Raw genomic sequence first — 26,103 nt, 5'->3', positions numbered from 1 at the left:
GCGCGATCTATGTTAATTTTATGCTAGCCGTATTTTAGGAGACAGACTATGTATAAGCTGACGGTTTTTATCCCCCATGAGGCATTAGAGCCAGTAAAGTCGGCTCTGTTTGCCGCTGGTGCTGGCACGATTGGCAACTATGAGCAGTGCTGTTGGCAAGTACAGGGAACAGGACAGTTTAAGCCCTTGGCGGGCAGTACACCGTATATCGGCGCGCATGATAGACTCGAAAACGTCGCTGAATGGCGGGTTGAGATGGTTGTTGAGAAAGCAGCGATTCATGCTGTCATCACTGCATTAAAAAAAGCACATCCTTATGAGACGCCCGCTTATGATGTGATAAACGTCCTAGATTTTTAAGGGTTCTGACGCTTTTGAGTATCTACCTTTTTAATAAGGTAAAAAAAGATCAAATACACCAGGGGCTGGTATATTTGACCAAAAGTCATCACTAGGTTGGTGATGTCAAAATCTCAACTTCTTTTTAAATCAATGATGCTTATTGTGCTTATACTTGCTTTTATGTTTGCCACTATTTTTATGTTTGTCTTTTTTGTAGTGGTCTTTTTTATATCTATCTTTTTGTCCATTATTAGACCAAGAGGTTCTATTTGAGTTGATAAGTCTGAGACTAGGATAAGTGTACCTAAGCTCATAGTTTTGATTGTTCTTTCTGGCATGGGCGATGAGGGCGCGATTACCACGATAGTCATCAGACTTGATATCCATAACCTGATAGCCTTTACGGCGTAAGTCCTGACGCAGCTGCTGACTGACACGATTGTAATTCACAGTGCTGTTATTGTTATCACGATATATAGGTCGGTTGTCATAACCTGGACCTACAACGGTACAGCCGACGGTAGTGCCTAATAATATGGCCACAAGGCCAGTAGATATCACTGTCTTAAATGAGAAAGACTTTAGAATGTCCATAATTCAATATCCTATTATGTTTTCAAGTTGCTCGCTATGATGGTTTCTTGTGTCAGCGAAAAGCGTAAGGCACTTTGTGAGTTTCTGGTACGGTAGGATTTGTAGAACGACGACGCTATTGTTTATTTGACAGCGTACAGTAGTGACAGCCCTTTCTTCAAAACCTATCATGGAGTACTTGGAAACTTTGAAACGTTTTCTTACATTATCTATGATAAGGGACAAAGATTGATAGTAAGTGTCGTTTGCGTTAATAAGTTGTAATTGATTGATAAAATGTAAGTCTTGTAAGCATATGCTTACATTCAATGACGCTTACGCGACTTAACAGCAGAACAAGAATTAGGCATTATAGCTACACGGCATTAGGGAATGTGACTCAAGGATTGAGTTGACCGCATTAAGGATAATGATTCATTTACTGGCATCAGGATGATAAAAGTAAATGAAGTAAAGACACATAACCTGTGCTGATAGCAGTAGTAAATACTGCTAGACGTAGTAAAAAGGGCAGGATGCCCAGTATCACAATGTACTGAATATTATGCAAGGATGCATAGGACGCAGTGGTGATAGGTAACATGGATAGTTAACAATAAAACCGCATAACATTCGTTGCTATGCGGTTTTATCGTGTCTGGGAGGTGCTCATTGGTCTTCTAACACAATGACGCAAATATTTTACACCAAGCGTATCTTCTCTTTATCTCTAGGAAAGGAATCTTTAGGAGAGGGTCGACACCAATAAAAAACCGCATGGCGCTCCATGCGGTTTTTTTACGTTAACTGTTTAAACAATATATAAAACGGTACCACTCAAAATTTATGAGTCAGCAATTCGCTACCTTAGTAATCAGTAGTTATTTTCACGACGCCAATCATCGACTTCACGTTCAGCATCTTCTTTCGCATGACCATAGCGCTCTTGTACGCGGCCGACCAGCTTATCACGGCTACCTTCGATATGGGTCATATCATCATCTGTCAGATCAGCCCATTGTTGTTTAACCGCGCCTTTCATTTGGTTCCATTCGCCTTTTAGAGTATGTTCATTCATTATTGTAATCCTTATTTTATTATGTCATTTAGTATGAATTTTTTCACGAACGCTTTGTTCAGCAGCTATCGATTTAATCTAGCTGGTGATCTCTAATATAGGCACTCCTAATTGCCTTGTCTGTATACCCAGTGTTTAGAGTGTTGCACCATTATAGGAATCTGCACGACTGTGTTATGGGCCGCCTATTTATGTAATCCGTAGCGCTCTTCTAGATAAAGTAGGTAAAGAGCGTAAACGAACTGCGTCAGAAACGCTGCTGTCATGAGCGCCATTAAGCGCATGGCCTTTAGAGGGAGGAGTAGCGCTAAAAACTTAATCATAGACTTAACAGTTAAATGGCTATAAGCTTATAGCTGAAATAATAATGATTTTTAATGGTCGCTTTATAAAGCTAGGATAGATCGATAGTGGAGGCCCTTAACCCAATGGATTTGACCGATACTATGATCGAAGCACCTAAAGAAACCAAGCGTGAGCAAGCAAAAGCCAGAACTTGCCGTGCCTTACTAAAAAGTGCGTTGCAGTTGTACAGCCTAGAAGGGGCTCAAGGCATGAGCATGAACAAAATTGCGAAAGGGGCGGGTATTGCTCAGCCAAGTTTTTATAATCATTTTGAGAGTGTAGAGGCGCTGGAAAACGAGTTATGTGCCCAGTTAAAAGACAGCTATCTATCGCCCATGCGGATGGCGTGGATAAACATGCTAAAGGACTATGCAACGCTTACTAATGAGCAGTTTACCCAGCGTTGTCAGCAGTGCCTTACTATGATTTTTGATTCTGCTTTTCAAAATATCGCGCTGTTCCAGCATTTGCTCGAAGATCGTCCGCGATTTAGTGCCAACCGTTTTAGTACCAATCCAGAAAACCAGACCTCCTCAAACACGGGCCTAGGCAATCTCATCATAGAGATACAAGCAGAGTGGACAGAGATATTTATTCAGGGATTACGGTTGTCCAACCGCTCTTTTGAACGTAGTGCTGTCAATCTTTGTGTCGATAGCGCGGCTGCCCAAGTTCACGAATTGATTGTGGGCTGTCATCAGCAGCGTTATTCAAGGCAACAAGCGATTGCCACATTGAGCACAAGTTTTGATACGCTGTTCGCCAATTTTTGCAAGGACGCAACCCTAGTGAGTCATGACGTAGATCGTGAAAGCTAGGATTTTAAAAAAAGGGAGCATGACTATGACCATCACAACGGCTACAACCTCGGCCAATGAACAGACACATTTTAGAACTTGTACCTTATGCGAAGCGATGTGCGGTGTCGAAATAAAACACGATGGTGACAAAGTTTTATCGATCAAAGGGGATAAAGGTGACCCATTCTCCAAAGGTTATATTTGTCCCAAGGCGACAGCCTTGCAGGATTTGCATGAAGATCCTGACCGTTTGCGCCAGCCTGTCGAAAGAACGGCGGATGGTTGGAAAACAATCAGTTGGTCAGAAGCCTTAGATAAAGTTGCTACAGGCATTCAGTCTATACAGCAAAAATACGGCCAAAATGCGTTTGGCGTGTATTTGGGTAATCCTAACGTACACAACATGGGCGGTATGTTGACCGTTAAGCAGCTACTTACTGGCTTAAAAACGCGTAGTCGCTTTTCTGCGACCTCGATTGATCAGTTGCCGCACCATATCGTCAGTATGCACTTGTTTGGCCATATGCTGCGTATTCCCGTCCCTGATGTGAATCGCACACAATATATGCTCATCATTGGTGGTAACCCACTGGCCTCTAACGGCAGTATCATGACCGCGCCAAACATGCGCCAAAAGCTAAAAGACATCAAAGCCCGTGATGGTAAAGTGGTTGTGATTGACCCAAGGCGTACCGAAACGGCAAATATCGCAAGCGAGCATCACTTTATTCGCCCTGCAACAGACGTATTACTGTTACTGGCCATGCTCAATGAGATTTATGCGCAAGGCTATGCCAAGGTAGACAGTAGAGCGGCGATGTTGGCACCAGAGATTGGGCGCATCGCAGACTTTGCCAAAGACTATAATGCTGAGTCCGTGGCAGGTATTACGGGCATTACTGCAAACGAGATCAAACGACTGGTTAAAGAGTTTTGTGAAGCCGAAAGCTCGGTCTGTTATGGTCGCATGGGTATATCGGTGCAAGCGTTTGGCTTGTTAAGTCAATATCTGTCTATGGTCATTAACATCGTGGCGGGACGTTTAGATGAAGTGGGCGGACTCATGTTCCCCAACCCTGCCGTCGATGTGGTGAATAGCTCGGGCCCAGGCTATTTGGGCAAACGCCACAGCCGCGTGAGCAATCTTCCTGATTTTAATGGCGAGTATCCAGTTGTTGCGATGGCGGATGAGATGTTGGTAGAAGGGGAGGGGCAGTTAAAAGGTTTTATGAGTGTGGCCGGTAACCCTGTCCTCAGTACCCCTAACGGCGAGAAACTAGACGCCGCATTGTCAGAGCTAGAGTTCATGGTGTCGCTTGATTACTTTGTGACTGAGACCAGTCGTCATGCCCATATTATTTTACCGCCCGTATCACCACTCGAGCGTGATCATTATGACGTCACGTTTAATGGCTTTGCCGTGCACAATGTTGCTAAGTACTCGCCTGCCTTATTTAGCAAAAAGGACAATGAAAAGCACGATTGGGAGATTTATCTAGCACTGGCAGACCGCCTAGATAAAGACGCGCCAGAAGCAACACAAAAAGAACGTGCCGCGACAAAAGCGTTTGGGCCGAAGTTCTTGCTTGAGCAGGGTCTTAAATATGGGCCTTATAAAGAAGTCACATTGGATACGCTGATAGACAACCCACACGGCATGGATTTGGGGCCATTGCACCGCATGTTGCCGGAGGCCATCAAACACGCCGACAAGCAAATCAATCTCAATGTTGATTTTTATCAGGCAGATGTGGCACGTGTCAAAGAGATGATGCAGCAGTATGATCATAATGAGATCTTACTCATTGGTCGTCGCCATGTGCGCAGCAACAATTCATGGTTGCACAACAGCCACCGATTGGTAAAAGGAAAGTCCCGTTGTACGCTAATGCTGCATCCGAAAACGGCAGAGCAGCACAGTATTAAAGACGGTCAAAACGTCAGAGTCACTTCTCGAGTGGGCAGCGTGGTCATTGCCGCAGAAGTAACCGATGAGCTGATGCCAGGCGTAGTTAGTATCCCGCATGGATTTGGTCACGGCCGTAAAGGTGTGCAGCAGAGGATTGCTCAAGCGCATGCGGGGGTGAGCGTCAACGATCTGACAGATGATGCTTTTATCGATCAATTAAGCGGTAACGCGGCAGTCAATGGCGTGCCAGTACAGCTAGAGGCAATCGCGCCAGCCGCGCTTGATTTAGCAACGGACCATTTAGAAACAGCCAAGTCTGATGCCGAATCCAGCAATGCGGCGTAAACTGCATGAGAGCTATTTAATTTGAATAAGTTTGAATAAGCAGGGCGTTTATATAAAGCGCCTTTTTTATGCTGTGGCTCCAACAAAATCAAAATCGACGGTGGGCGTCTCACCCTGTATCAGCAGGCTGATGGCTTTGGCAGAGCCACAAGCATGGGTCCAACCTAACGTACCATGTCCTGTATTGAGCCATAGATTGTCAAAGGTGGCAGAAGCGTTGTGACTACCATGTTTGATTTGACCGCAGTGCGCGCGACCAATCAACGGCACGTTCGATGGCGTCATCGGACGCAGTCCTGTCCAGTATTGCACCGAACTTGCGATGATGCCTTTTGGAAATAACTGCTGTACGCGGCGTGTAATGGCCGCACAGCGCGTCGGATTTAACTCTAAATTGTAGCCATTAAACTCGGCTGTTCCCGCCACCCGTAGTTTATCTCCCAGCCGCGAGGTGACCAGCTTAAATTCATCATCAATCAAGCTAACAAAAGGCGCTAAATGCGGGGCACGAGGATTAACAGCATAAGTGGCGGAATAGCCCTTTGCAGGAAAAATAGGCACGTGAATCCCCAATGGTTTTAGCAGTGACACGCTATGGCTACCAAGCGCAATGACATGACTGTCAGCACTAAAGGTTTGCACATTTTCACCGGCTGGGCGAATGGTAACGCTGTGTACGTGCGGGCGCGTAGTATGCGCATCCGTATTGAGTGCTAAGATCTCAGTGTCATACAAAAAATGTACGCCAGCCTCTATGCAGCGCTGTGCGAGCCGTTGCGTAAATAAGTGGGCATTGCCGGACTCATCGCGGCTGGTATAAGTCGCACCAGTAAGCTTGTGAGCTATCGGATAGAGCGCTGGCTCTAAGTTGACCGCGTTATTGATGTCAATCACATGGCGTTCACAACCGAGTGCTTGCATGCGCTCAGTGGGAGCAATAGCAGCCTCAAACTCTGCCTGACTGGTGTAAAAGTGCATAATACCGCGTGTTTGCTGCTCGTAATTGATACCGATATCCGCTCGTAGCTGCTGCAAAGCATCTCTTGAATACAGTCCCAAACGCACCATTTGTACCAGATTGGCATCGGCTCGTTCAGCACGGCATTCTTGCAAAAACTGCATGGCCCATTTAAGCTGCGCTTTATCAGCACGCAAGCGGTAGAGCAGTGGCGCATCTTCTCTAAACAGCCATTTGAGGGCTTTCATGGGGGTGGCAGGATTGGCCCAAGGAGTGGCGTGTGAGACCGATATCTGACCACCATTCGCAAACGAGGTCTGCATGCCTGCGGCAGGCTCACGCTCAATCACGGTCACATCATAGCCTGCTTGACGTAGATACCATGCGGTGGTCACGCCCACCACGCCTGCTCCGAGTACCGCGATATGTGTCATAGGACGCTCTGCTGTGTTTTTTGTGACTGTTAAACCTGTCATCAGCGACCGGTGACTAGGGTTGCTTTTTGTTGACGCTAATTTTAACGACTGCTACTTCTGGGCCGTTATTTTGGACGCGCGACATCTATTTGTAGTGCGGCTGGTAAATCCAATATCGTCAGCGCGCTTTCTGCCAACTGTTCAGGACGCGCGACGACGAGAGCAATAAAACCGTTTTCTTTTTCCATCGCATTGACCACTTGGATCTTATCGAGCTTGTCACCGGCTGCCGGTACCTCGCCACTTCCTTGGACATAGTGCAAAAATGCCTTGGGTGCTGACTTAAAATAAATACGGGCAATGACTTCTTGTCCCAAATAACAGCCTTTATCGTAGTCCATACCGCCGCGCTGATGCAGACGCAGCTCTTGGGGCTGGAACTCACTTTGGGTAGCTGCGACTATCCAATAGTTACCGGTGGCGATACTACATTCCATCCACGCCTGAGTATCCTCAAACGTATTATGGTCATCTTTGTGGCTAAAAGTTGGCTCGTCTGCCAGCACACAAGGATAAATCGCGGTCGGTGCACTGGTATCAAACTTTGAAAACGCGCCGTATTTATTCAGATGAGCTTTTAAAGCATCAGCGCAATCGGCGCTGATGACCACATCAAAATGCTTTTCTGCTTGTTTTTTAATCCAAATACCAAATTCAATGCGTCCCTTTAAGTTACCGATGGCGGCTGCCTGATAGCTGAGTCCGAGCTTGGTAACATCACATGTTAACTGACCTTGAAGAAATTTTTCGGCATCCTCACCTTGGATAGTGAGTTGAGCGAACTGTGGTAACGCGGGTGTCTGTGAAGCTTGAGTCATTATTATTATCCTTCTAATGGAAGTTTATTCATTAAAGATTATGGGTATTAAATTGATACGATAAAAAACAGCGAATACAATACTAAATGAGACTAAGAAGAGTACCACAAAAAATAGGGTCATAAAAAATGTCATCGTTACGCCATAAATTGGGTATCGCGGCCATTTTTCAACGGTACAAATTGGTTAAAGATGTTGAGTTACGGTACAATGTTGACTCTATACCACCCTAATTTATGATGGCTGCCGAGGAAATGATGAGCTTACCAAATTGCCCTAAATGTGATGCTGAATATACGTACGAAGATGGTGCGTTACTGGTATGTCCTATGTGTGCTCATGAGTGGACAGCGGCTGAGACCAATGCGGCGCAGGCAGAAGAACAGGATGCTGTCATTCGTGATGCTGTCGGCAACGAGCTACAAGACGGTGATGCGGTCACCGTGATTAAAGACTTAAAAGTCAAAGGCTCTTCTACCATCATCAAAGTCGGTACAAAAGCAAAAAGTATCCGTTTATTGCCGGACGCGACCGATGGACATGATATCGATTGTAAACTGGATGGTTACGGTCCGATGAAACTGAAATCGTCTGTGGTTAAAAAAGCTTAAAACCTCAAATTTTCTTAAAAGATTTGATGATAAACAACGACAAAACTGATGTCAGTTTAGAAAATATAAAACCTATAAGTAGAGAATAACTATGAGTACAAAAAACGAACAGCTCTTTGCGCAAGCCCGCAAGCATATCCCAGGTGGCGTCAATTCGCCCGTCCGTGCCTTTGCAGGGGTTGGTGGTACGCCCATATTCATGCACCGTGCCAATGGCAGCAAAATTTATGACACCGAAGACAATGCTTATATTGATTATGTTGGCTCATGGGGGCCCATGATTTTGGGTCATGCGCATCCAAAAGTGATCGACGCGGTCAAAAAAGCCGCCGATGATGGCCTAAGCTTTGGGACGCCAACGCCGTTTGAAACCACTGTGGCTGATAAGATTTGTGACATCGTGCCGAGTGTTGAGATGATTCGCATGACCAGCTCAGGCACAGAGGCGACCATGAGCGCGATTCGTTTGGCACGCGGTTACACCCAGCGTGATAAAATCGTCAAATTCGAAGGCTGCTACCATGGGCACTCAGACAGCCTGCTGGTAAAAGCAGGATCAGGCATGCTTGATATTGGTGAGCCAACGTCAAAAGGTGTGCCCGCAGACTTTGCCAAACACACCATCACCATTCCTTATAATGATCCACAAGCGATCAAAGACTGTTTTGAAAAATGGGGTGACGAGATTGCTTGCGTTATCTTGGAGCCTATCGCTGGTAACATGAACATGGTCATGCCGACGCAAACGTTTCATGACACGCTGCGTGCCCAGTGTACCGCTCACGGCGCTGTGCTGATTTTTGATGAAGTGATGACAGGCTTTCGTGTTGGGCTTGGCGGTGCGCAAGCGCATTTTGGTATCACGCCTGACTTGACTTGTTTTGGTAAAATCATCGGAGCAGGCTTGCCGGTGGGGGCGTTCGGCGGTAAAGAAGAGATCATGTCTTGTATCGCACCACTTGGCGGTGTCTATCAAGCCGGTACATTATCAGGCAACCCACTAGCGATGCGTGCTGGTATTGCAATGTTTGAGGATTTAACGGTTGAGGGTTTTTACGATGAGCTTGCTGCAAAAGTAGACAAACTGATTGAGGGTTTTCAAGCCGCTGCTGACAAGCATGGCATCAACCTTCGTACCAATAAATTGGGCGGTATGTTTGGTATGTTTTTTGTCAAAGACGCCACAACCGAGACGCCAAAAAACTTCGATGACGTCACACAGTGCGACATGGACGTGTTCAACACTTTCTTCCATGGCATGCTCGATCGCGGTATTTATCTGGCACCGTCTGCTTATGAAGCAGGCTTTATGTCTATCAAGCACAGTGCTGAAGATATTGACGCCTCGATTAAAGCGGCCGATGAAATTTTTGCAGAAATGGCAAAGAACTAATTCATTGTTCAAACTATCAGATTTTAAATACTTACATTTAAGTACTTATATTTAAACACTTAAAAAAACCAGCACACGTAAAGAATTACGGTGCTGGTTTTTTTGTGGCTATAGTTAATCCTAAATAAAATTGGCACACTATACCCCGTGCTACTGGTATTCATTTCCCTTGCGTGCTGTGCCTACGCCGACAGATGCTACGCAAAATCAATACCAGTAGCACTGTCCCTATTTTAAAGTAAGTTAACTATTTTAAAGTGAGCTAGCTATATGACAAGGCTTATTGGGTTTTTCTGGTTCTGTCGTATTTGCGATCTTTTAAACTTAAGTTGCCGCGTAGCACATCGCCATACATGCGAAAATCGCTGGCAAAGCTTTTTAGTGGAAACTTAAAAGAAGCAGGTTTGTTTTTTTCAAAGAAGAAATGGCCTACCCACGCGCAAGCGTATCCTGCCGCGATGCCTTTAAGTAAGGGTTTGGGTGAACGGTTTTTGATAGATTTTGCCAATCCTAACAACCCAAAGCTACTACCAGCGAAATGCAGTCGGCGGCAAGCCATGTTTTGATGTTCCTCTAAATAGAAGTCATAAAACGCCTGTTCTGTTGGTTGCTCGGTTGTTACGACGGCATTTTTAGCGTGAGCAGTAGTCTGGGCGTCCGCTGTTTTCGGCGAGTTTTGTGTGACGATTTGATTCATGGTGCGAGCTTCCTTGCTGGTCGTTTATCAAATATCAATCAAAGAGAGGTTTTAGTACATAAAGTGAGGTTTACTGTCGTTAAGTTATTGGGCTTAGTCATCAGTAAGTTGCTGTTATTTAGTGTAATACTGATGGCTTTCAATGTAGCAAACCCATATAGTTAACACAAGTAATAGATGGCGCGCGTGCCTCTATTATTCGGTGTATACGTGACTTACCTTTGTGCTAGGGTTGGGTGTCACTTGCCAGCTTATAACATAAATGCTTTAATGGCGAAAATTGCGTCGATGCTCACACATATTTATTTTTGATGATGGTTGTGAGTAGCAAACGTCTGATTTTTAACTCCTGTCTTTTCTCATTTATCCAACACGGTAATGATCTCTCCTATGCCTATTGATTATCTTACAAACCCACCACTCACTGATGATGAAATGATGGCAGCCATTGACATTGGTTCCAACAGTTTTCATTTGGCCATTGCGCGTCTTGACCATGGTGAGGTGCGAAAAGTAGTCTCTATGTCTGAAAAGGTGCAGCTTGCCGCTGGATTGGACGAAAACAATATCCTAAGTGCCGCAGCAGAAACACGCGGACTTGACTGTCTCAGTCGTTTTGTCGCGCGCTTGGATTCGGTGCCACCAGAGCGTATTCGTGTGGTGGCAACCAATGCGTTGCGCCAAGCCAAAAACGCCAACGACTTTATCGCTCGTGCCAATAAAATTTTGCCCAAACCGATTGAGATTATCGCGGGACGTGAAGAGGCGCGATTGATTTATTTGGGCGTGTCCCACACCAATGCCAGTAGCGACAAACGCTTGGTCATTGATATCGGTGGTGGTTCGACAGAGTTTATCATTGGTCAAGAGTTCGATCCGTTATTGACCGAGAGCTTACAGATGGGCTGCGTTGCTTTTACCCAAAAGTATTTTGCTGATGGCCTGATTACCAAAGAGGCGTTTAATAATGCGATTACAGGCGCGCGCAAAGAAGTGCTAGCGATTAGTGGCCGTTATCAAAAAACGGGTTGGAGTAGTGTGATCGGCTCCAGTGGTACGATTAAAGCGGTGCGCAATGTCCTTGTCTCCAAAGGCTGGGCCGATGAGCAAGAACGCATCACTTACAAAGGGGTCAAAAAACTAGAGAAACTCCTCACCAAAATTGGTAATGTGAATGACATTGATTTAGAAGGTGTCAAAGAGCATCGTAAAGCGGTATTCCCAGCAGGCGTCGCGGTGCTACGCGCGGTGATGAAAGTACTGGGTATAGCCACTATTACGTACTCGGATGGGGCATTACGTGAAGGCGTCATGTATGACATGCTTGGGCGTTTTGCGAGTGAAGATGTGCGTGACCGTAGTGTGTTGGCACTGATCAAGCGTTACTCAGGGGACAAAAAGCAAGCCAAACAAGTGGTAAAGACCAGTCGCCATTTGTTCGAGCAAGTAAAGAGTAAGCTTGCCCTCAGTAATGAAGACGGTGATTTGCTCAGGCGTGCGGCATTTTTACATGAAATAGGGCTGGCGATTAGTCATAGCAGCTATCATAAGCACAGTGCTTATCTGCTCGAATACTCAGACATTCCTGGGTTTTCACAAGTCGATCAAAAGCGTATGGCGCAGCTGATGCTCAATCATCGTCGCAAGCTCAAAGCCGATATGTTAGAGCAGACTTGTAATGTCGGCGGTGATCAGCTGGTTTATCTGTGTTTGCTACTGCGCCTTGCAGTATTGGCGCATCACAGCCGTAGCGATCATGGGTTACCAGAATTACAGTTACACGTTGTTGAGAATAACAGTTGGCAAATCACCGTGACTGACAGTAGTGAGCATTATGCTTTCTTGTTGTCCGATCTGCGTACTGAGATTGATCAGTTTGCTAAGTGGGGTGTGAAGCTGAGTGTGGTCGAGGCTGACAGCTTTTAGCCGTTACGATTGCGATTATTGCGTTAAAGATTAACGTAACAAAACCTGCTTTGTCAGTAATGTCATGCTATATAAGATGTGCTACTATAGCTTCTATTGAGTTTACAACTGTACTTTCATTATCTGAATACCGATAACGATATTGTTCTTAAACATACATACATTAAGTATAATGATTAAAGGGAAGCGTCTATGAGCACTGTCTGGGATAGTGTGCAGCTTGCACGACACGCCAAGCGTCCATTATTTATGGACTATGTTAACCAGCTATTTACCGAATTTGATGAGTTACATGGCGACCGTGCCTATGCCGATGATAAAGCCATTCTTGGCGGCCTTGCCCGCTTTGATGGCCAGCCGGTGATGGTCATCGGTCAACATCGTGGTCGCAGCACCCGTGAGCGTATCGCTCACAACTTTGGTATGGCCAATCCTGAAGGTTATCGCAAAGTAATCCGGTTGGTCAAAATGGCTGAGCGCTTTAATATCCCTGTGATGACCTTTGTCGATACCCAAGGCGCATACCCTGGTATTGGGGCAGAAGAGCGCGGTCAGGCGCAAGCCATCGCCGAGAGTATCGCGGTTTTTTCTAGCCTGAAAGTGCCTGTGATCGTCACGATTATCGGTGAAGGTGGTTCAGGTGGCGCGCTCGCCATTGGGGTTGGTGATAAAGTTAACATGCTCCAAAACAGCATCTATTCGGTCATCTCGCCAGAAGGCTGTGCGTCTATCTTGTGGAAAACGGCCGAAAAAGCCCAAGATGCCAGTGAAGCACTGAAGTTAAATGCGATCAATCTGTATCAAATGGGCTTGATTGATGCCGTCATTGATGAAGGTGAGGGTGCTCATCTCCAGCCGCAGCCCGTCATGGATGCCTTAAAAGCGCTTATTACCGAACAATTAGATGAGATTAAAGTTCTGGATGCGCAGGAACGCTGCGAGTTACGCTACGAAAAACTCAAGTCTTTTAATTCAGAAGTGATGTTACCTTGCTAATAGAGGGTTATCCTTAGTGTTAAAATAAAAACGTGCCTTTTAATGGCGCGTTTTTTTATGCCATTTACTTATATGTTCATTCACTTATATGTTCACTCACTTATATCATTATCAAAATAATAAGGCGGATTATGACCAGCAGCGCAATTATACCCTATCCTATTGAGCCAATAGCAGCGCTGCCAAGCGATGAACACTTGGCAGCGGCTTTCTTGAATAGTATGGCGGAGTATGGCACACAGCTGCATGCTCGGCGTATTTGGCTGGCATGTAGTGGGGGGCGTGATTCATTGGCGCTTGCGGCGCTGTGTGTGCAGCTCTACCGTCAAGGTAAGTTGTCACTTTTACCGCAGATGTTACATGTCGATCATGGTCTGCAAGCCGATAGTCAGCATTGGGCGGCGCACGTCGCCCACTGGGCAAAAGCGCAGCAGATGCCTTGTCATATTCTACCAGCGCAAGTCACTGGAAGTGATGAGCAAGCCGCACGCCAAGCACGCTATGACGTCATGCGCGCGTATATGAATCAAGAGGATGTTTTATTACTAGCCCATCATGCCGATGACCAAGCAGAAACGGTATTAATGCGACTGATCCAAGGGGCAGGCGTCAGCGGTTTGTCGGGTATGCAGCCTTGGCGTGTACAGTCGCAGGGCGCGCATCGGATGGTGCTATGGCGACCTTGGCTCACGATACGTCGTGCCGATATTAGCGCCTATGCCAGACGTTTAAAGCTCCCTTATATCGATGACCCAACCAATGCGACTGGTGATAATGTGCGTAGTGGCCTGCGGCGTGACATCATGCCTGTATTGGCAAAATACAATCCAAACGTTATAGATAATATTACTCGTAGCGCTCAGCTACTAAGCGATGCAGACACCACTGTCCGAGCACAAGCGGCTCAAGATTTGCAGCAGACGACGATTGGCTCACTACAACAGCCACCGCTACAGCGGGTGTTAAATGTTGATAAATTAGCCAAACTACCGCTTTATCGTCAGCGGCAATTATTGCATCATTGGTTAGGCCAAGATGAGCCGCTGCCGCCTGCCAAGCAGCTGGTAGATGATGTATTAAATCTAAGTCAACGCAGTGATCACAACCATCAAACCGAGCTGTTTTGGCAAGGCCGGAAACACGCGTATACCATCCGCCGCTATCGCCAGCAGCTTTATCGGTTGAGTAGTGACTGGCTAGCGTGGCTTAACATACCCATAACAGCGCAAGAGCGGACATTGGCTCACATTGTTTTGCCTGATGTGAGCTCAGTGGACAGTTCGCCCTTATCCATCAATTTACGCACGAGCGAGGACGTTATTTGGCAATTGCAGGTTGCGCCAAATGCGTTGGTGCGACTGCTAGACAATCCTGCGGGTGAGGTAGGGCATCAGACAGCATTGAAAATACGGCCATTAGATCGACAGCAGCGCCTCAAAACGGCATTGTCTACACGCCCGCAATCGGGCAAAAAGCTGTATCAAACACTGGGTATTCCCATTTGGTTACGCGAGAGTTTGATTGTGGTCAGTATGACGTTTTTAAATGCAGAAACGGTAGAAAATGAGATACCTATCTTGTTACTCTCACCTTTTGATAGATGGATATTAAGTACTGATGATTTGGCCATGCGTACCGAAGCGCAAACGCTTGCTGTCTTTATTGACAGTCATTTATGCTCAAATCATACACGCTAACAATTTATTCATTCTTATTTGAGAAGTTTTTCGAAGAGTAGGGCAGTCGTTAGCGTCTTGAATTTAGCAAACGGTGACAGTAGCAGTATGGTAAACTGAGTGTCATTTTACCTAGCATTATGTTAGTTTGAATACTTTTGAATTTTGTGAGTAGGAGACAAGTATGTCAGTATTAGATAATAAAAAAATCAGCTTTATCGGCGGCGGAAACATGGCGCAGGCTTTGATTAGCGGACTGGTCAGCTGCGGTATCCAACCGAATCTCATTACGGTGGCTGATCCGAGTAGTGATGCGCGTGAACAACTTGCTGCTAAAGGATTGAATACGGTAGATCCTACGGCTGATTCAACCGCTGCTATTGTCGATGCTGACATTGTCGTCCTGGCTGTGAAGCCGCAAGTTATGAAAGCGGTCGTTGGTGCCTTTGCTGATGCTTTGGACAATCAATTGGTCATTTCGGTAGCGGCAGGACTATCAACTGAGATCTTATCTGGTATGTTAAACGGTTATCGCAATATCGTGCGCGCGATGCCAAATACACCAGCTATGATTCAGATGGGCGCCACGGGTCTCTATGGTACGGACGATATCTCAGCCGAACAAAAGGAACTGGCAACTGCGGTGATGGAAGCCTCAGGGTTGGTCATGTGGGTTGATAACGAAGAGCACATGCATGCGGTCACGGCCGTATCAGGTTCAGCGCCAGCGTACATGTTTTACTTCATTGAATCGATGGTCGATGGAGCAATCGCGTTGGGATTGGATCAAGAACAAGCATCAGCGCTCGCCATGCAAACCATGCTAGGGGCGGCAAAAATGGCGATGGGTAGTGACGATGCGCCTGCTGAGCTGCGCCGAAAAGTGACGTCGCCGAATGGTACCACCCAAGCCGCGATTGAGTCGATGCAAGGCAATGAGATCGGTCGCCAAATCGGTGAAGCCATGCAAGCGTGCTACGATCGCAGTCAAGCTTTAAGTGAAGAAATGGGTAAGTAGTCAGCCACGTCAGGTGTGGCACTTTCTACAAGGAATGGCGCACCTGAGTGGTAACGTTAAGCATCTAATCATGACATTTGTCATCCTAGAACCTGTTATTAATGTCATATTGAGTAGCACTTCATGAACAACATGTTATTTCAAATCTTTGATTTGGTCACCACCGTCGCCATGATGTTGGTGTTTATCCGCTTTATGCTACAGTTTGCAGGCATGGACGCAAGAAACCCGATGATTGCACCTGCTTACAAAGCAACCCATATTGTCGACGTGTTTGGGCGTATTTTTCCAACTGTGGCACAAGGCCGTATCAGTCTTGCTGCTATCGTGCTGATGTTTTTAATTCGTCTGATTGATATCTCTGGCAAAGCGGCGTTAACGCATAAAGGCATTGCGCCTGTACCGTTATTTTTCACTGGCACAACCAGCTTACTTCTAGACTTTTTACGCATGTGCCGCTACTTGGTGATTGGTTCAATTATTGTCAGCTGGATTGTGGTATTTACCAGATCTGAGCATCCCATTATCGGTATTATCATTAATTTGGCTGAACCTATCTTGGCACCGTTTCGCCGTATCACGCCAAACTTAGGCATGCTCGATTTATCGCCAATGGTCGCTTTTCTGGCTTTTTATTTACTTGAGATATTTATTGGTGGGATTGCAGCGAACTTTATGCCAATGTTGGGCTAAGCGCGTCGCGTCAGTTTAAATAAAACTTGCGCCACAATAAAATACTTATGCAAAAGGCGCTCTATTGATATAGAGCGCCTTTTTTTATGCTGGGTACTCCAGAGATTGAGACAAGCCAATCCCAGTAGCCCTATCGTCTTTTAAACGACTCTTACGATAGTGGACGGGAAAAGTAAATTAAAAGCTAACAAAGCGGTTGGGTATTAATTGGGCCGTGGCGTTGCTTGGGTGGGGGACATCAGCTGCGCGTAAGGTTTGAGTAATCCAGCTGTCTGCCGCTTTGACGGCATCGACAAGTCCATCTCCCATCGCTAACCGTCCAGCGATAAAGCTGGCCAGCGAGCAGCCCGAACCGTGAAATTCGCCGTCTAAACGCGGCAAAGTGCTTTGATGCACCATCTTACCTTCTATATACAAATACTGCTCGATATCACCGCTATCAAAGTCATGTGAGGTCTTCACCAGTACGGCATAGGTACCCTGTGCGCATAATTTTTGCGCGCCAGTATGCAAGTCTTGTTCACCGCTTAACGCGCGCAGCTCATGACTGTTTGGCGTGACTAAGGTAGCGTAAGGCAACAGTTCTCTAAAGGCCGCAACTAAGGTTTTCTCATCGCCTAAGCTGCCGCCACTATTGGCGACCAACACTGGGTCTAATACAAAAGGGGTTTGGTCAGTGATAACACGCTCGGCAAACAAGCGGGTCAGCATCGTAATATTGTCCGTGGTACCAAGCATCCCTGACTTGATCACAGCAACAGGTAGATCATCAAGCACCGCGGTTGCTTGCGCCTTTACCAAGCTTGCGGCACAGGCTTCAAAACCAAAGACTTGCTGTGAGTCCTGTACCGTGATCGCCGTACACGCGATGGTGGCATGGGCGCCTGCGTGTCCGATGGCCTCGATGTCCGCTTGTAATCCAGCACCGCCTGATGGGTCCAATCCTGAAAAACACAGTACCACTGGTCGCATGACAGCTCCTATTGATGTAGGGTGAAGTAAATAGTAAATACTATAGCCACCTGCCGCTAAAAAAGCCATCACCGTCTTGTGCCACTTAGCGGGCTAAGTCACAACTACAGGCACTTTTACACAGAGTAGAGGTTATTTGTATGAGAAAATTACTGCTTTAAAAGGGGATAAGCTGAGATAAAGGACTAATTATGCCAAAAGCTTCATTAAATCTGTAGACAACGCTTGCAATTCGTTTTGGCTTTGTTATAATACTCGCCCACGACATAAGACGTATCATTAGCATTGATACTCTGTTTATACTGCTTTTTTATTATGGCCTTATAAGCGTTTTATATCGTTCGGTGAAGTGGGTGAGTGGCTGAAACCAGTTCCCTGCTAAGGAACCATACGTGTAAGCGTATCGAGGGTTCGAATCCCTCCTTCACCGCCATTTATTCAGTTGTTATGAGAGTGGTGTCGCCACATATTGGCGTTAAATATTTTTTAGCTATTAAATCAAAAAATATCTTGTTTTAATGAATAAAAATGTTGACACAAGCGATATTATCTATATAATGACCAACCTAATTTACTGCAATTGTTTTTAACAAGGCAGTGGATAATGTGCAAAATACGCGCCTGTAGCTCAGTTGGATAGAGCACTTGGCTACGAACTAAGGGGTCGGGAGTTCGAATCTCTCCAGGCGCACCATTTGCATAATAGCTTGTTTATAAGCTGAAGAAACACTAAATCAATCGCCTGTCTTATGACAATTTGGCGATTTTTTTATGTCCGCAATTTTTTTAAGCCTTATGCTTTGGCTCAGTAGCGTCTTAGGATAATGTACGATAAGAGCGGGAATTACGGTACAATAGAGCCACTATTCACTGCTTGCTATGAGCTGGTACCATGTCAAAGAGTTTATCTAAACGCCCGTCAAAAGCTGCTGTTAAAGCAAAGTCTCAAAACGCCTCTGTGCAGCAAAATTCCGCTGAAGAACCTACCATTGCAAAGCCCATGACGCGTGTCGTGGCCATTCTTTATGATGGCATGTTGATTTTAGCGTTGCTGTTTTTAGTGGGCACCGTGCTCACGGTGCTTGGGACCTTGATGACCATGGAGACAGGGTCGCAGTCATCGCAAGCACAGTCTCTGCCAACCTGGTATCAAAACGTCGTTATGACGCCCTCTTTTGTACTGACGCTGGTGGCGTTTTATGGGATATTTTGGCGCCGCGGTGGGCAGACGCTAGGTATGCAAACATGGCGTTTAAAAACGGTTAATAACGCCGGCCATCTGCTGACGTGGGGACAGTCTTTTAAACGTATTTTGGCCGCTTGTTTGATGCCGTTACTGTTTGGCATTATTGGCAGCTTAATTGGTGGGTCACGGGCTGTACTATTAACCGGTGCTTTTTTTGGCCTGATGTTCAATTACGTGTTTTGCTTGTTTAATCGTCGCGGCTTAGCGGTGCAAGACATGCTGTCCAACACCATTACCCTAAAAATGCCAAAAGTAGCGCATGAAGGGTTATGGCGTGGCTTTAAAAACCGCAAAAAAGACAAGTAACTCGGTTAATAAGTAAAGCGTGTCAAGTTATGACAGTGAACGGTGTAGCAATGCATGCTATAAGGTCTAAAATTTACATAATAGCAGTTTGAATGAGCCACCCTGTGTAACCCACAAAAAAGAGCAGCAGTGTGGCGCCAGAAGTACGACCAAACTGTCGCTTTGTTAAGAAAGCAAAGCCGCACAGCGCAACGAGTAACAAAGTGATGAGACCCATCGCGAGTACATCACGAGACAAGATAATTGGATTGACCGTGATTGGTGTTATTAGTGCGGCGAGACCAACAACGCCCAATGTGTTAAAGATGTTCGAGCCAATAATGTTGCCAAGCGCCATATCATGCTCGCCTTTGCGCGCCGCTGACAAGCTTGATACCAGTTCAGGCAGTGATGTACCCACAGCGACAATCGTCAACCCGATAATCAGCTCGCTGAGACCCCAAAGCGTGGCTAGCTCCACAGCGCCCCAAACGATAGCGCGCGAGCTTATGACCAGCATTGACATACCAAGAAACAAACTACCAAGACCGCGTGCGATGCTTAGTTCTACTTCATCTGGGTCAGTCGCGACCACCACCTCATCCTCATGCTCATGATAACCTTCACGTAAGCTGAGCACGATCTGCATGCCTAATACGATAGCTAACAACACTAACAGTATGATGCCATCAGTTAGGCTTAATAATCCGTCACGCAGCTGCCAGGCGGCTATAGCGGTAACCAGTAATAGAAGAGGTAAATCCCGCTTTATGATGGCCTTACGGATGATAATAGGGCTGATTAGGACGGTTGCCCCCAGTACTAAGGCAATGTTGATAATATTAGAGCCATAGGCGTTGCCCAGCGCCAACTCAGGGCTGCCTTCTAAGGCTGCCAACACGGATACCACCATCTCGGGTGCGGACGTTCCTATTCCTAATATCAAAACACCGATTAAGAAGCTAGGGACACTAAACTTCTTTGCCAGTGCGGTCGCCCCATCAATAAAAACATCGGCACTCCAAACTAAAACTGCCAGTCCAATCAGTATTGCAATCACTGCCAACCACATCAGTATGATTCCTTGTGTATGATGAAAATGTGAGTTTAATCAATAAAAATGGCAAAAAAAAAGCTGAATCGAAATGAAGATTCAGCTTTCATCTTAGCATGGAGGTTTTTGGTAATAATAACAATTAATTCAACGGCTTAGTTTGCTATTCACCCTTGCTTTACCCAAAAACCTCGTTATCTTGTCATGCTAAGCAACTTGTACAGGGATAATATTTGCTGTGTCTTTAACGGTATTGTCTTCGTTACAGTAGACCAATTTTGGCTGATACGTTGACGCTTCCACTTCATCAAAATGAGCATAAGCACAGATAATGACGATGTCGCCCAAATCTGCCATATGCGCCGCCGCACCATTTAACGAGATAATACCAGAGCCTGCTTCTGCACGAATAGCATAGGTACGAAAGCGCTTGCCATTGGTCACATTATAGATATCGATAGACTCATTTTCGCGTAGACCCGCAAGATCTAATAAATCGCCATCGATACCGCATGAACCCTCATAATGAAGCTCGGCATGGGTAACGCGCGCTCGGTGTAATTTGCATTTAAGCATATTAAGTAGCATAAGTTGCTTCCTTAGCGTAACTGATATTAAGTAACTAAATCAAAAGGTTAATGGGGATAAAATTACCAAAATAAAAGGCCATTATAATAGAGCCATTCCATTATTCAGGCAACTTAAAACCATTAATTTGTGAGCGTGCTTTTTCAACGTCACCATCTAACAGTAGTGGTAGCGCCTCAAAAGCAGCGGTTAAAGCGCTATCAATAGCGATCTGCTCATCTGGAGACGCTTTCGAAAGAACGTGTCCACTAACTTTAGACTTATGACCTGGGTGGCCGATACCAATACGGAGACGATGAAAATCATTGCCAATGTGCGGGGTGATATCATGTAGCCCATTATGACCACCGTGGCCACCATCCGTTTTAAGTTTAATACTGCCAGCTGGAATATCGAGCTCATCATGAGCGATCAACAACTCATCATTATCAATGCCGTAAAAATTAACCATCGGCACCACTGATTGACCGGATTTATTCATAAAGGTAAGCGGCATCAACAAACGCACATCAGACCCATGAATTTGCCCACGTCCTGTTACCCCATGGAATTTTTTGTCAGGGGAGAGCGTAATATTAAACTGCTGCGCCAAATGATGGACAAACCAAAATCCAGCATTATGACGCGTAAACATATACTGCTGACCAGGATTGCCAAGACCGACAATAAGTTTTATGGCCATAAAAACACCCTGCTTGAATTTGATAAGTAATGCGTAAGGCTGAAAACGGCAACAGACAGTGTGTTTTCAAACCTTACTTACAAAAACAGCAGGAGATTTTAATCACCTGCTGTTTTGCTGACTAAACGAATCTGTTACTACGCAGCATAAAACAAAGCGCTACATAGAAGTGGTATATTACTCGTCGTCTTTCTTCTCTTCAGCTTTGTCAGCTTGCTCAGTCGCTGGTACTTCATCGGCATCAACGTCGTCAGCATCTTCATCAACTTCTTCAACCGTTGGTGGCTGCATGTTAACGATCGTGCGGTCATGGCCGTCTTCTAGCTCAAGCTCATGAATCACAACGCCTTCAGGAAGTTTGATGTCTGATAGACGGAACAAATCACCGATTTCCATACCAGATACATCTACTTCTAGATATTCAGGTAACTGTGATGGCATGCAGATGACTTCGATATCAGATACTAGGGTAGATAGTACACCAGCAGCAGCAGTACCAGGCGCATCTTCACGACCAGTGAAATGCACAGGAACATTCATGTGGATTTTTTGACCTTTTACAACGCGCTGAAAATCAGCATGCATTGGGAAGCCTTTAGCAGGGTGACGTTGCAAGTCTTTGATAACTGCTTGATGCTCTTCGCCGTCTACATTGATGGTCAAGATGTGCGAGAAAAACGCTTCGAATTCAAGTGATTTTACCAATTCGTTAAGCTTGATAGAGATCGCTGTTGGTTCTGCGTTACCACCATAGATGATAGCAGGAACTAGGTTCTGCTTACGTAGGCGGCGGCTCGCACCTTTACCTTGTTGTTCAGCAGAACGATCAACGGCGTTTAGTTCAAAATGATTAATGCTCATGGATATAATCCTATAAAAAGAATGATGAAGTGTCTGGTCATAAAAAAGTGGATTTGCGACCAATCCACTAATACGTGATGATAGCTAAGATTTATGGTTGCTGATAAAACGCACAATACCTAAATATAGCCATTTACTCCTGATAACGATTTTATGATAGTCATTGCATGACCGTCGTTATTAAAAGCATGATCAGCACTTTTGATAATGCCAACCCGATTAAATCAAGAAAAAGGTCGGCACAGGCGCGCATTATACGTGTTTTTATAATAATAATAAAGACCTACGCAAAAGGCGGAGGCAAAAAACAGCGCCAAGTGGGGTCACTTGACGCTGTTTTTTGACTATTGCTTGACTGTTAAAACGAACATCGCTAGCAAAAGATACAGTGAATGCTTAAACGTCAAACATGGCGCTAATAGATTCTTCGTTGTTGATACGGCGCAAGCTTTCAGCCAGCATCGGGGCAATGCTTACTTGGCGAATTTTGCTACAAGCTTTGGCAGCAGCAGATAACGGAATCGTATCGGTCACAACGACTTCATCCAATGCCGACTCACTGATGTTTTGTAGCGCATTACCCGATAACACAGGATGGGTAATGTAAGCTAAGACGCGGCGCGCACCGTTTTCTTTCAGCGCTTCGGCGGCTTTACACAGCGTACCTGCCGTATCGACCATGTCATCAACGATCACGCAATCACGGTCACGAACGTCACCGATGATGTGCATGACTTGTGACTCATTGGCACGGGCACGGCGCTTATCAATAATTGCCATATCCGTATCGCCTAATTGCTTGGCCATGGCACGCGCACGCACCACACCGCCAACATCAGGTGAAACCACCATGATGTTGTCATAATCTTGTTTTTGTAGATCGTTTAATAGCACAGGCGTGCCGTAGATGTTATCTACAGGGATATCAAAGAAACCCTGAATCTGGTCTGAATGCAAATCAACGGTCATGACGCGATCGATACTGACGATGTTCAGCATGTCAGCGACGACTTTGGCTGAGATAGGCACACGAGCTGAGCGCGGACGACGGTCTTGACGGGCATAACCAAAGTACGGCATAACGGCAGTGATACGGCCAGCACTAGAGCGACGCAAGGCGTCCGCCATCATCATGATTTCCATCAAATTATCGTTGGTCGGTGCACAAGTAGGCTGCATGATAAACACGTCTTTACCGCGTACGTGTTCTTTGATTTCCACGGCAATTTCGCCATCAGAAAAACGCGTGATGTCAGCTTTACCAAGAGGTATGTGAAGATGATCGGCTACGGTTTTTGCTAATTCAGGGTGGGCATTACCCGTAAAAATCGCCAAATAAGGCATGACAGAAGTCCTATTGATTGACTCAAGCAGCGACCGCTAAGCAGTGACAAACTGCTCAAATTAAGAAAAGAGTGGTGAAAAGGGCTGAAGTATACTATTACAGTAAAAAATGGCAGGGGTAGCTGGACTCGAACCAACGGATGTCAGGATCAAAACCTGATGCCTTACCAACTTGGCTATACCCCTGTAATGTCTAGGCTGTGAACGTCCGATATCTACGAGTAACTTGTAGTAATAGTCACTCTTAGCGTGGCGTTACGACCTGGTTGTTATCTAAAAAACGGATAAACCGTCTTAAACATAACTTTCCCTAGCGGTGTCCATTGCGAACTATACCGAAACTGGGATGGCGTTGTCAATGATCATAAGATAAGTGGCTATTGTGACAACCACCTAAAATGCACATCAAACGCTTTCGAACTTAAAAATGGCAGGGGTAGCTGGACTCGAACCAACGGATGTCAGGATCAAAACCTGATGCCTTACCAACTTGGCTATACCCCTATATTGGCGACCTATTATAAATAAATATTTAGATTTTGCAAGTCATTTGCGCCTTTTTCTGGCTTTTATTCGTAATAGGTGAATGCTGGCGCTATTCTAGCAAATTAAGCCTGTTAATCCTACCACTGTCGTCATTTAGATGACTGATGGTTTAACCGCTGTCAATACTGCGGCAAATTCCCTACCACGTAGCCGGCACAAGGTGCTTCTGAAATCCACCTTGCCACAAGTGCCGTGTCGCTAACCACACTCGCGTCCAGCGGCAAAAACACCGCGCTTCCAGAGCCAGTCATACGGGCTGTCCCTAATGCTTGCGGCTCTAAACGGTGTAAATACTGTAGCGCCTCATCGACTGCAGGGGCAAGGCTTGTGACGACTGGTGTAAAAACATTCTGATAAGGCGCGGTGAGATTTTGGACATAATCATTGTACTGATTTTGAATGGTGGCAACTGATAACGGCGCGATATTTCGCTGTAGTTTGGGATGGGCAAAAAGCTTGGCCGTATTCACATGTGCGTTTGGCGTTAACACTAAATAATGTTGGTCAGGCAAAACAATCGCTGTTAGCTCCTCGCCAATACCCATAGCGATGGCGTCTTGACCAAAAATAAATATGGGTACATCCGCACCCACCGTTGCACCGATTTTTATCAGTTCATCGCCAGTAAAGTCAAGCTGCCAAATCTCATTTAACGCTAATAAAGTGGTTGCGGCATTGGAAGAGCCTCCGCCTAGTCCGGCACCCATTGGTAAATGCTTATCTAAAGTAATGTGAACGGGCGGTAGCTGCTTCGGTAGCCTGTTGAACTGTACGGCAGCGAACAGCAATGCACGCGCCGCTTTAAAGATAAGATTATCCCTGATGCAAGTCGTTATGGACTCGGCACCAGCCAATATCAGTAGCTGCTGACAAAGCTCATCGATGTCTAGTCGACTCTCTGAAGCCGGCAGGGCTGCATCAAACTTGATTAAAAAATGCAGATAATCGCCCCAATCGAGCAGGCGAAAAACGGTCTGCAGGTCGTGATAGCCATCCACCCTTTTATCAGTGATGTGCAAAAATAAATTGATTTTTGCGGGTGATAAGCGGGTGATGGTAGAGGCTTGCACGGCTAGGTTCTCAGTCATAAAAAGCTGTCTTAAAAAGCAGAGGTTGACGATAAATCTATAGGGGTTTAATGGTTTATGGTCATGACAACTTTATTGCCTTGGGGCTGAACTGCAGTGATTTTATTAGGCAGTTTATCAGCACCATTATAGGTAAAACTGGCACGCCAATCGCCATTGACCGAGCTGACCAAACGGTTTCGGGCATCCAGTTGTGGGGCGCTGTCTGACGGGGCTGGACGTCCAGATATCCAATAGGGCATTTGCGAGATAGGTGCTTGCCAGCCAGTGGCTTTCATAAGTAAAGTCTCAGGATCATCGGCTGTCAACGTTCCCGTTTTTTCACTGACTAACGTGGCGGTTTGACCGTTGTATTCGATATTGGTTTTGCCAATGCCTAGCGCGCCGATCAATTCAATCGCAAATCGATCATTCTCTTGGCCCCACGCATAAAACGCACTACCACCTTGAGCGCCTGTGTTGTCCTTTGCAGGCACTGTGACGCCTATCTTACCCGTGATATTAAAGCTTTCAAGCTTTTGTGGTTGCACTGCATTTTGGCCTTGGACGGTGGTGGTTGGCTGATTGGTGGTGCTGGCGGTTTTTAATGACTGACAGCCAGAGGTGATGACCAGCGCCGCCGTCATGGCTGTGAATAGGGCTAATTTATTAGGCTTATAAGAATTGGTTGAGGCTGACATAATGTTTTCTCGAAAATAGAAAATGGACAAATTAATAAAGATATCAGGATAAAGGGTATTTGTTACTCAGTGATGCGCGGCTGTTAGTGTCTTATAAGTGCCT

Annotated in this window: 24 protein-coding genes and 4 tRNA genes; 13 read left to right on the top strand and 15 right to left on the bottom strand. The window is 45.8% G+C overall.

Going from position 1 to position 26,103, the window contains the following annotated elements; genetic code table 11:
- Positions 1-48: 48 nt before the first annotated feature.
- Positions 49-360, top strand: a complete 312-nt coding sequence (locus tag DVY93_RS02485) for a Nif3-like dinuclear metal center hexameric protein (protein ID WP_230708814.1) — start codon at positions 49-51, stop codon at positions 358-360.
- A gap of 129 nt (positions 361-489) precedes the next feature.
- Here the strand turns inward: DVY93_RS02485 and DVY93_RS02480 are convergent, their stop codons facing one another.
- Positions 490-936 carry a hypothetical protein gene (locus DVY93_RS02480; RefSeq protein ID WP_230708812.1) on the bottom strand — a complete coding sequence of 149 codons (447 nt, stop codon included), beginning with the start codon at positions 934-936 and terminating at the stop codon, positions 490-492.
- An 853-nt stretch (positions 937-1,789) separates the two neighbouring features.
- Positions 1,790-1,993: a CsbD family protein gene (locus tag DVY93_RS02475; RefSeq protein ID WP_193005902.1), complete on the bottom strand. Its 204-nt coding sequence runs from the start codon at positions 1,991-1,993 to the stop codon at positions 1,790-1,792.
- A gap of 410 nt (positions 1,994-2,403) precedes the next feature.
- Here DVY93_RS02475 and DVY93_RS02470 point away from each other — a divergent pair, with 410 nt between their 5' ends.
- Both DVY93_RS02470 and DVY93_RS02465 read left to right on the top strand, forming a co-directional pair.
- Positions 2,404-3,156 (top strand): TetR/AcrR family transcriptional regulator, encoded by a 753-nt coding sequence (locus DVY93_RS02470; RefSeq protein ID WP_230708810.1) that lies wholly within the window; start codon positions 2,404-2,406, stop codon positions 3,154-3,156.
- A 25-nt stretch (positions 3,157-3,181) separates the two neighbouring features.
- Entirely contained in the window at positions 3,182-5,392 is a 2,211-nt protein-coding gene (locus DVY93_RS02465) for a molybdopterin oxidoreductase family protein (RefSeq protein ID WP_230708808.1), read from the top strand.
- Between the two features lie 66 nt (positions 5,393-5,458).
- Here the strand turns inward: DVY93_RS02465 and DVY93_RS02460 are convergent, their stop codons facing one another.
- Positions 5,459-6,784 carry a D-amino acid dehydrogenase gene (locus tag DVY93_RS02460; protein ID WP_193005906.1) on the bottom strand — a complete coding sequence of 442 codons (1,326 nt, stop codon included), beginning with the start codon at positions 6,782-6,784 and terminating at the stop codon, positions 5,459-5,461.
- Positions 6,785-6,891: 107 nt separating this feature from the next.
- A complete protein-coding gene (gene ygfZ / locus DVY93_RS02455) occupies positions 6,892-7,644 on the bottom strand; it encodes a CAF17-like 4Fe-4S cluster assembly/insertion protein YgfZ (RefSeq protein ID WP_198335116.1) in 753 nt (250 codons plus the stop codon).
- Between the two features lie 257 nt (positions 7,645-7,901).
- Between ygfZ and DVY93_RS02450 the strand changes: the two genes are divergently transcribed.
- Together DVY93_RS02450 and hemL are read left to right on the top strand one after the other, a co-directional pair.
- Entirely contained in the window at positions 7,902-8,255 is a 354-nt protein-coding gene (locus DVY93_RS02450) for a zinc ribbon domain-containing protein YjdM (protein WP_286741306.1), read from the top strand.
- A gap of 91 nt (positions 8,256-8,346) precedes the next feature.
- On the top strand, positions 8,347-9,648 hold the full coding sequence (gene hemL, locus DVY93_RS02445) for a glutamate-1-semialdehyde 2,1-aminomutase (protein WP_193005908.1): 1,302 nt from the start codon (positions 8,347-8,349) through the stop codon (positions 9,646-9,648).
- 280 nt (positions 9,649-9,928) lie between these two features.
- On the opposite strand, the gene DVY93_RS02440 is transcribed toward hemL, so the two are convergent.
- Complete coding sequence (locus tag DVY93_RS02440; RefSeq protein ID WP_230708806.1) at positions 9,929-10,345, bottom strand: DUF962 domain-containing protein; 417 nt, start codon at positions 10,343-10,345, stop codon at positions 9,929-9,931.
- A 390-nt stretch (positions 10,346-10,735) separates the two neighbouring features.
- On the opposite strand from DVY93_RS02440, the gene ppx reads away from it, so the two are divergent.
- The 5 genes from ppx (at position 10,736) to DVY93_RS02415 (ending at position 16,654) form a co-directional block, all read left to right on the top strand.
- Positions 10,736-12,271 carry an exopolyphosphatase gene (ppx, locus tag DVY93_RS02435; protein ID WP_193005910.1) on the top strand — a complete coding sequence of 512 codons (1,536 nt, stop codon included), beginning with the start codon at positions 10,736-10,738 and terminating at the stop codon, positions 12,269-12,271.
- Between the two features lie 192 nt (positions 12,272-12,463).
- Positions 12,464-13,267 (top strand): acetyl-CoA carboxylase carboxyltransferase subunit alpha, encoded by an 804-nt coding sequence (locus tag DVY93_RS02430; protein ID WP_198335120.1) that lies wholly within the window; start codon positions 12,464-12,466, stop codon positions 13,265-13,267.
- A gap of 131 nt (positions 13,268-13,398) precedes the next feature.
- Positions 13,399-14,964: a tRNA lysidine(34) synthetase TilS gene (gene tilS, locus DVY93_RS02425; RefSeq protein WP_230708804.1), complete on the top strand. Its 1,566-nt coding sequence runs from the start codon at positions 13,399-13,401 to the stop codon at positions 14,962-14,964.
- A 163-nt stretch (positions 14,965-15,127) separates the two neighbouring features.
- Complete coding sequence (proC, locus tag DVY93_RS02420) at positions 15,128-15,961, top strand: pyrroline-5-carboxylate reductase (protein WP_193005915.1); 834 nt, start codon at positions 15,128-15,130, stop codon at positions 15,959-15,961.
- Positions 15,962-16,084: 123 nt separating this feature from the next.
- Positions 16,085-16,654 (top strand): YggT family protein, encoded by a 570-nt coding sequence (locus DVY93_RS02415; RefSeq protein ID WP_193005917.1) that lies wholly within the window; start codon positions 16,085-16,087, stop codon positions 16,652-16,654.
- Between the two features lie 177 nt (positions 16,655-16,831).
- Here DVY93_RS02415 and DVY93_RS02410 read toward each other — a convergent pair whose 3' ends face one another.
- Positions 16,832-17,626, bottom strand: coding sequence for a hydroxymethylpyrimidine/phosphomethylpyrimidine kinase (locus DVY93_RS02410; RefSeq protein ID WP_230708798.1), 795 nt, complete (start codon positions 17,624-17,626; stop codon positions 16,832-16,834).
- 343 nt (positions 17,627-17,969) lie between these two features.
- Here DVY93_RS02410 and DVY93_RS02405 point away from each other — a divergent pair.
- The 3 genes from DVY93_RS02405 (at position 17,970) to DVY93_RS02395 (ending at position 19,178) form a co-directional block, all read left to right on the top strand.
- A tRNA-Ser gene (locus DVY93_RS02405) sits at positions 17,970-18,059 on the top strand.
- A gap of 184 nt (positions 18,060-18,243) precedes the next feature.
- Positions 18,244-18,320: transfer RNA gene (locus DVY93_RS02400), tRNA-Arg, on the top strand.
- A 198-nt stretch (positions 18,321-18,518) separates the two neighbouring features.
- Complete coding sequence (locus DVY93_RS02395; protein ID WP_193005920.1) at positions 18,519-19,178, top strand: RDD family protein; 660 nt, start codon at positions 18,519-18,521, stop codon at positions 19,176-19,178.
- A gap of 73 nt (positions 19,179-19,251) precedes the next feature.
- Here the strand turns inward: DVY93_RS02395 and DVY93_RS02390 are convergent, their stop codons facing one another.
- The 9 genes from DVY93_RS02390 to lolB form a co-directional block, all read right to left on the bottom strand.
- Entirely contained in the window at positions 19,252-20,229 is a 978-nt protein-coding gene (locus DVY93_RS02390; RefSeq protein ID WP_193005922.1) for a calcium/sodium antiporter, read from the bottom strand.
- Between the two features lie 189 nt (positions 20,230-20,418).
- Positions 20,419-20,799, bottom strand: a complete 381-nt coding sequence (gene panD, locus DVY93_RS02385) for an aspartate 1-decarboxylase (RefSeq protein WP_010196068.1) — start codon at positions 20,797-20,799, stop codon at positions 20,419-20,421.
- 100 nt (positions 20,800-20,899) lie between these two features.
- Complete coding sequence (gene pth / locus DVY93_RS02380; protein ID WP_230708796.1) at positions 20,900-21,481, bottom strand: aminoacyl-tRNA hydrolase; 582 nt, start codon at positions 21,479-21,481, stop codon at positions 20,900-20,902.
- 177 nt (positions 21,482-21,658) lie between these two features.
- Positions 21,659-22,342, bottom strand: a complete 684-nt coding sequence (locus DVY93_RS02375; protein WP_193005926.1) for a 50S ribosomal protein L25/general stress protein Ctc — start codon at positions 22,340-22,342, stop codon at positions 21,659-21,661.
- Between the two features lie 396 nt (positions 22,343-22,738).
- Entirely contained in the window at positions 22,739-23,686 is a 948-nt protein-coding gene (locus tag DVY93_RS02370) for a ribose-phosphate pyrophosphokinase (protein ID WP_193005928.1), read from the bottom strand.
- A gap of 110 nt (positions 23,687-23,796) precedes the next feature.
- A tRNA-Gln gene (locus tag DVY93_RS02365) sits at positions 23,797-23,872 on the bottom strand.
- A 242-nt stretch (positions 23,873-24,114) separates the two neighbouring features.
- Positions 24,115-24,190, bottom strand: a tRNA-Gln gene (locus tag DVY93_RS02360).
- A 161-nt stretch (positions 24,191-24,351) separates the two neighbouring features.
- Entirely contained in the window at positions 24,352-25,320 is a 969-nt protein-coding gene (ispE, locus tag DVY93_RS02355; RefSeq protein WP_230708794.1) for a 4-(cytidine 5'-diphospho)-2-C-methyl-D-erythritol kinase, read from the bottom strand.
- A gap of 47 nt (positions 25,321-25,367) precedes the next feature.
- On the bottom strand, positions 25,368-26,000 hold the full coding sequence (gene lolB, locus DVY93_RS02350) for a lipoprotein insertase outer membrane protein LolB (protein ID WP_230708792.1): 633 nt from the start codon (positions 25,998-26,000) through the stop codon (positions 25,368-25,370).
- Positions 26,001-26,103: the final 103 nt, after the last annotated feature.

The sequence above is a fragment of the Psychrobacter sp. CCUG 69069 genome (genome assembly GCF_021023115.1).
GTDB classification, from domain to species: Bacteria; Pseudomonadota; Gammaproteobacteria; order Pseudomonadales; family Moraxellaceae; genus Psychrobacter; species Psychrobacter namhaensis.
This window is presented reverse-complemented; position numbering and strand designations above follow the sequence as displayed.

Coding starts and splice junctions, on each gene's coding strand:
- DVY93_RS02485 (WP_230708814.1), top strand. CDS start 49: ATGTATAAGCTGACGGTTTTTATCCCCCATGAGGCATTAGAGCCAGTA.
- DVY93_RS02480 (WP_230708812.1), bottom strand. CDS start 936: ATGGACATTCTAAAGTCTTTCTCATTTAAGACAGTGATATCTACTGGC.
- DVY93_RS02475 (WP_193005902.1), bottom strand. CDS start 1,993: ATGAATGAACATACTCTAAAAGGCGAATGGAACCAAATGAAAGGCGCG.
- DVY93_RS02465 (WP_230708808.1), top strand. CDS start 3,182: ATGACCATCACAACGGCTACAACCTCGGCCAATGAACAGACACATTTT.
- DVY93_RS02460 (WP_193005906.1), bottom strand. CDS start 6,784: ATGACACATATCGCGGTACTCGGAGCAGGCGTGGTGGGCGTGACCACC.
- ygfZ (WP_198335116.1), bottom strand. CDS start 7,644: ATGACTCAAGCTTCACAGACACCCGCGTTACCACAGTTCGCTCAACTC.
- DVY93_RS02450 (WP_286741306.1), top strand. CDS start 7,902: ATGAGCTTACCAAATTGCCCTAAATGTGATGCTGAATATACGTACGAA.
- hemL (WP_193005908.1), top strand. CDS start 8,347: ATGAGTACAAAAAACGAACAGCTCTTTGCGCAAGCCCGCAAGCATATC.
- DVY93_RS02440 (WP_230708806.1), bottom strand. CDS start 10,345: ATGAATCAAATCGTCACACAAAACTCGCCGAAAACAGCGGACGCCCAG.
- ppx (WP_193005910.1), top strand. CDS start 10,736: ATGCCTATTGATTATCTTACAAACCCACCACTCACTGATGATGAAATG.
- DVY93_RS02430 (WP_198335120.1), top strand. CDS start 12,464: ATGAGCACTGTCTGGGATAGTGTGCAGCTTGCACGACACGCCAAGCGT.
- tilS (WP_230708804.1), top strand. CDS start 13,399: ATGACCAGCAGCGCAATTATACCCTATCCTATTGAGCCAATAGCAGCG.
- proC (WP_193005915.1), top strand. CDS start 15,128: ATGTCAGTATTAGATAATAAAAAAATCAGCTTTATCGGCGGCGGAAAC.
- DVY93_RS02415 (WP_193005917.1), top strand. CDS start 16,085: ATGAACAACATGTTATTTCAAATCTTTGATTTGGTCACCACCGTCGCC.
- DVY93_RS02410 (WP_230708798.1), bottom strand. CDS start 17,626: ATGCGACCAGTGGTACTGTGTTTTTCAGGATTGGACCCATCAGGCGGT.
- DVY93_RS02395 (WP_193005920.1), top strand. CDS start 18,519: ATGTCAAAGAGTTTATCTAAACGCCCGTCAAAAGCTGCTGTTAAAGCA.
- DVY93_RS02390 (WP_193005922.1), bottom strand. CDS start 20,229: ATGTGGTTGGCAGTGATTGCAATACTGATTGGACTGGCAGTTTTAGTT.
- panD (WP_010196068.1), bottom strand. CDS start 20,799: ATGCTACTTAATATGCTTAAATGCAAATTACACCGAGCGCGCGTTACC.
- pth (WP_230708796.1), bottom strand. CDS start 21,481: ATGGCCATAAAACTTATTGTCGGTCTTGGCAATCCTGGTCAGCAGTAT.
- DVY93_RS02375 (WP_193005926.1), bottom strand. CDS start 22,342: ATGAGCATTAATCATTTTGAACTAAACGCCGTTGATCGTTCTGCTGAA.
- DVY93_RS02370 (WP_193005928.1), bottom strand. CDS start 23,686: ATGCCTTATTTGGCGATTTTTACGGGTAATGCCCACCCTGAATTAGCA.
- ispE (WP_230708794.1), bottom strand. CDS start 25,320: ATGACTGAGAACCTAGCCGTGCAAGCCTCTACCATCACCCGCTTATCA.
- lolB (WP_230708792.1), bottom strand. CDS start 26,000: ATGTCAGCCTCAACCAATTCTTATAAGCCTAATAAATTAGCCCTATTC.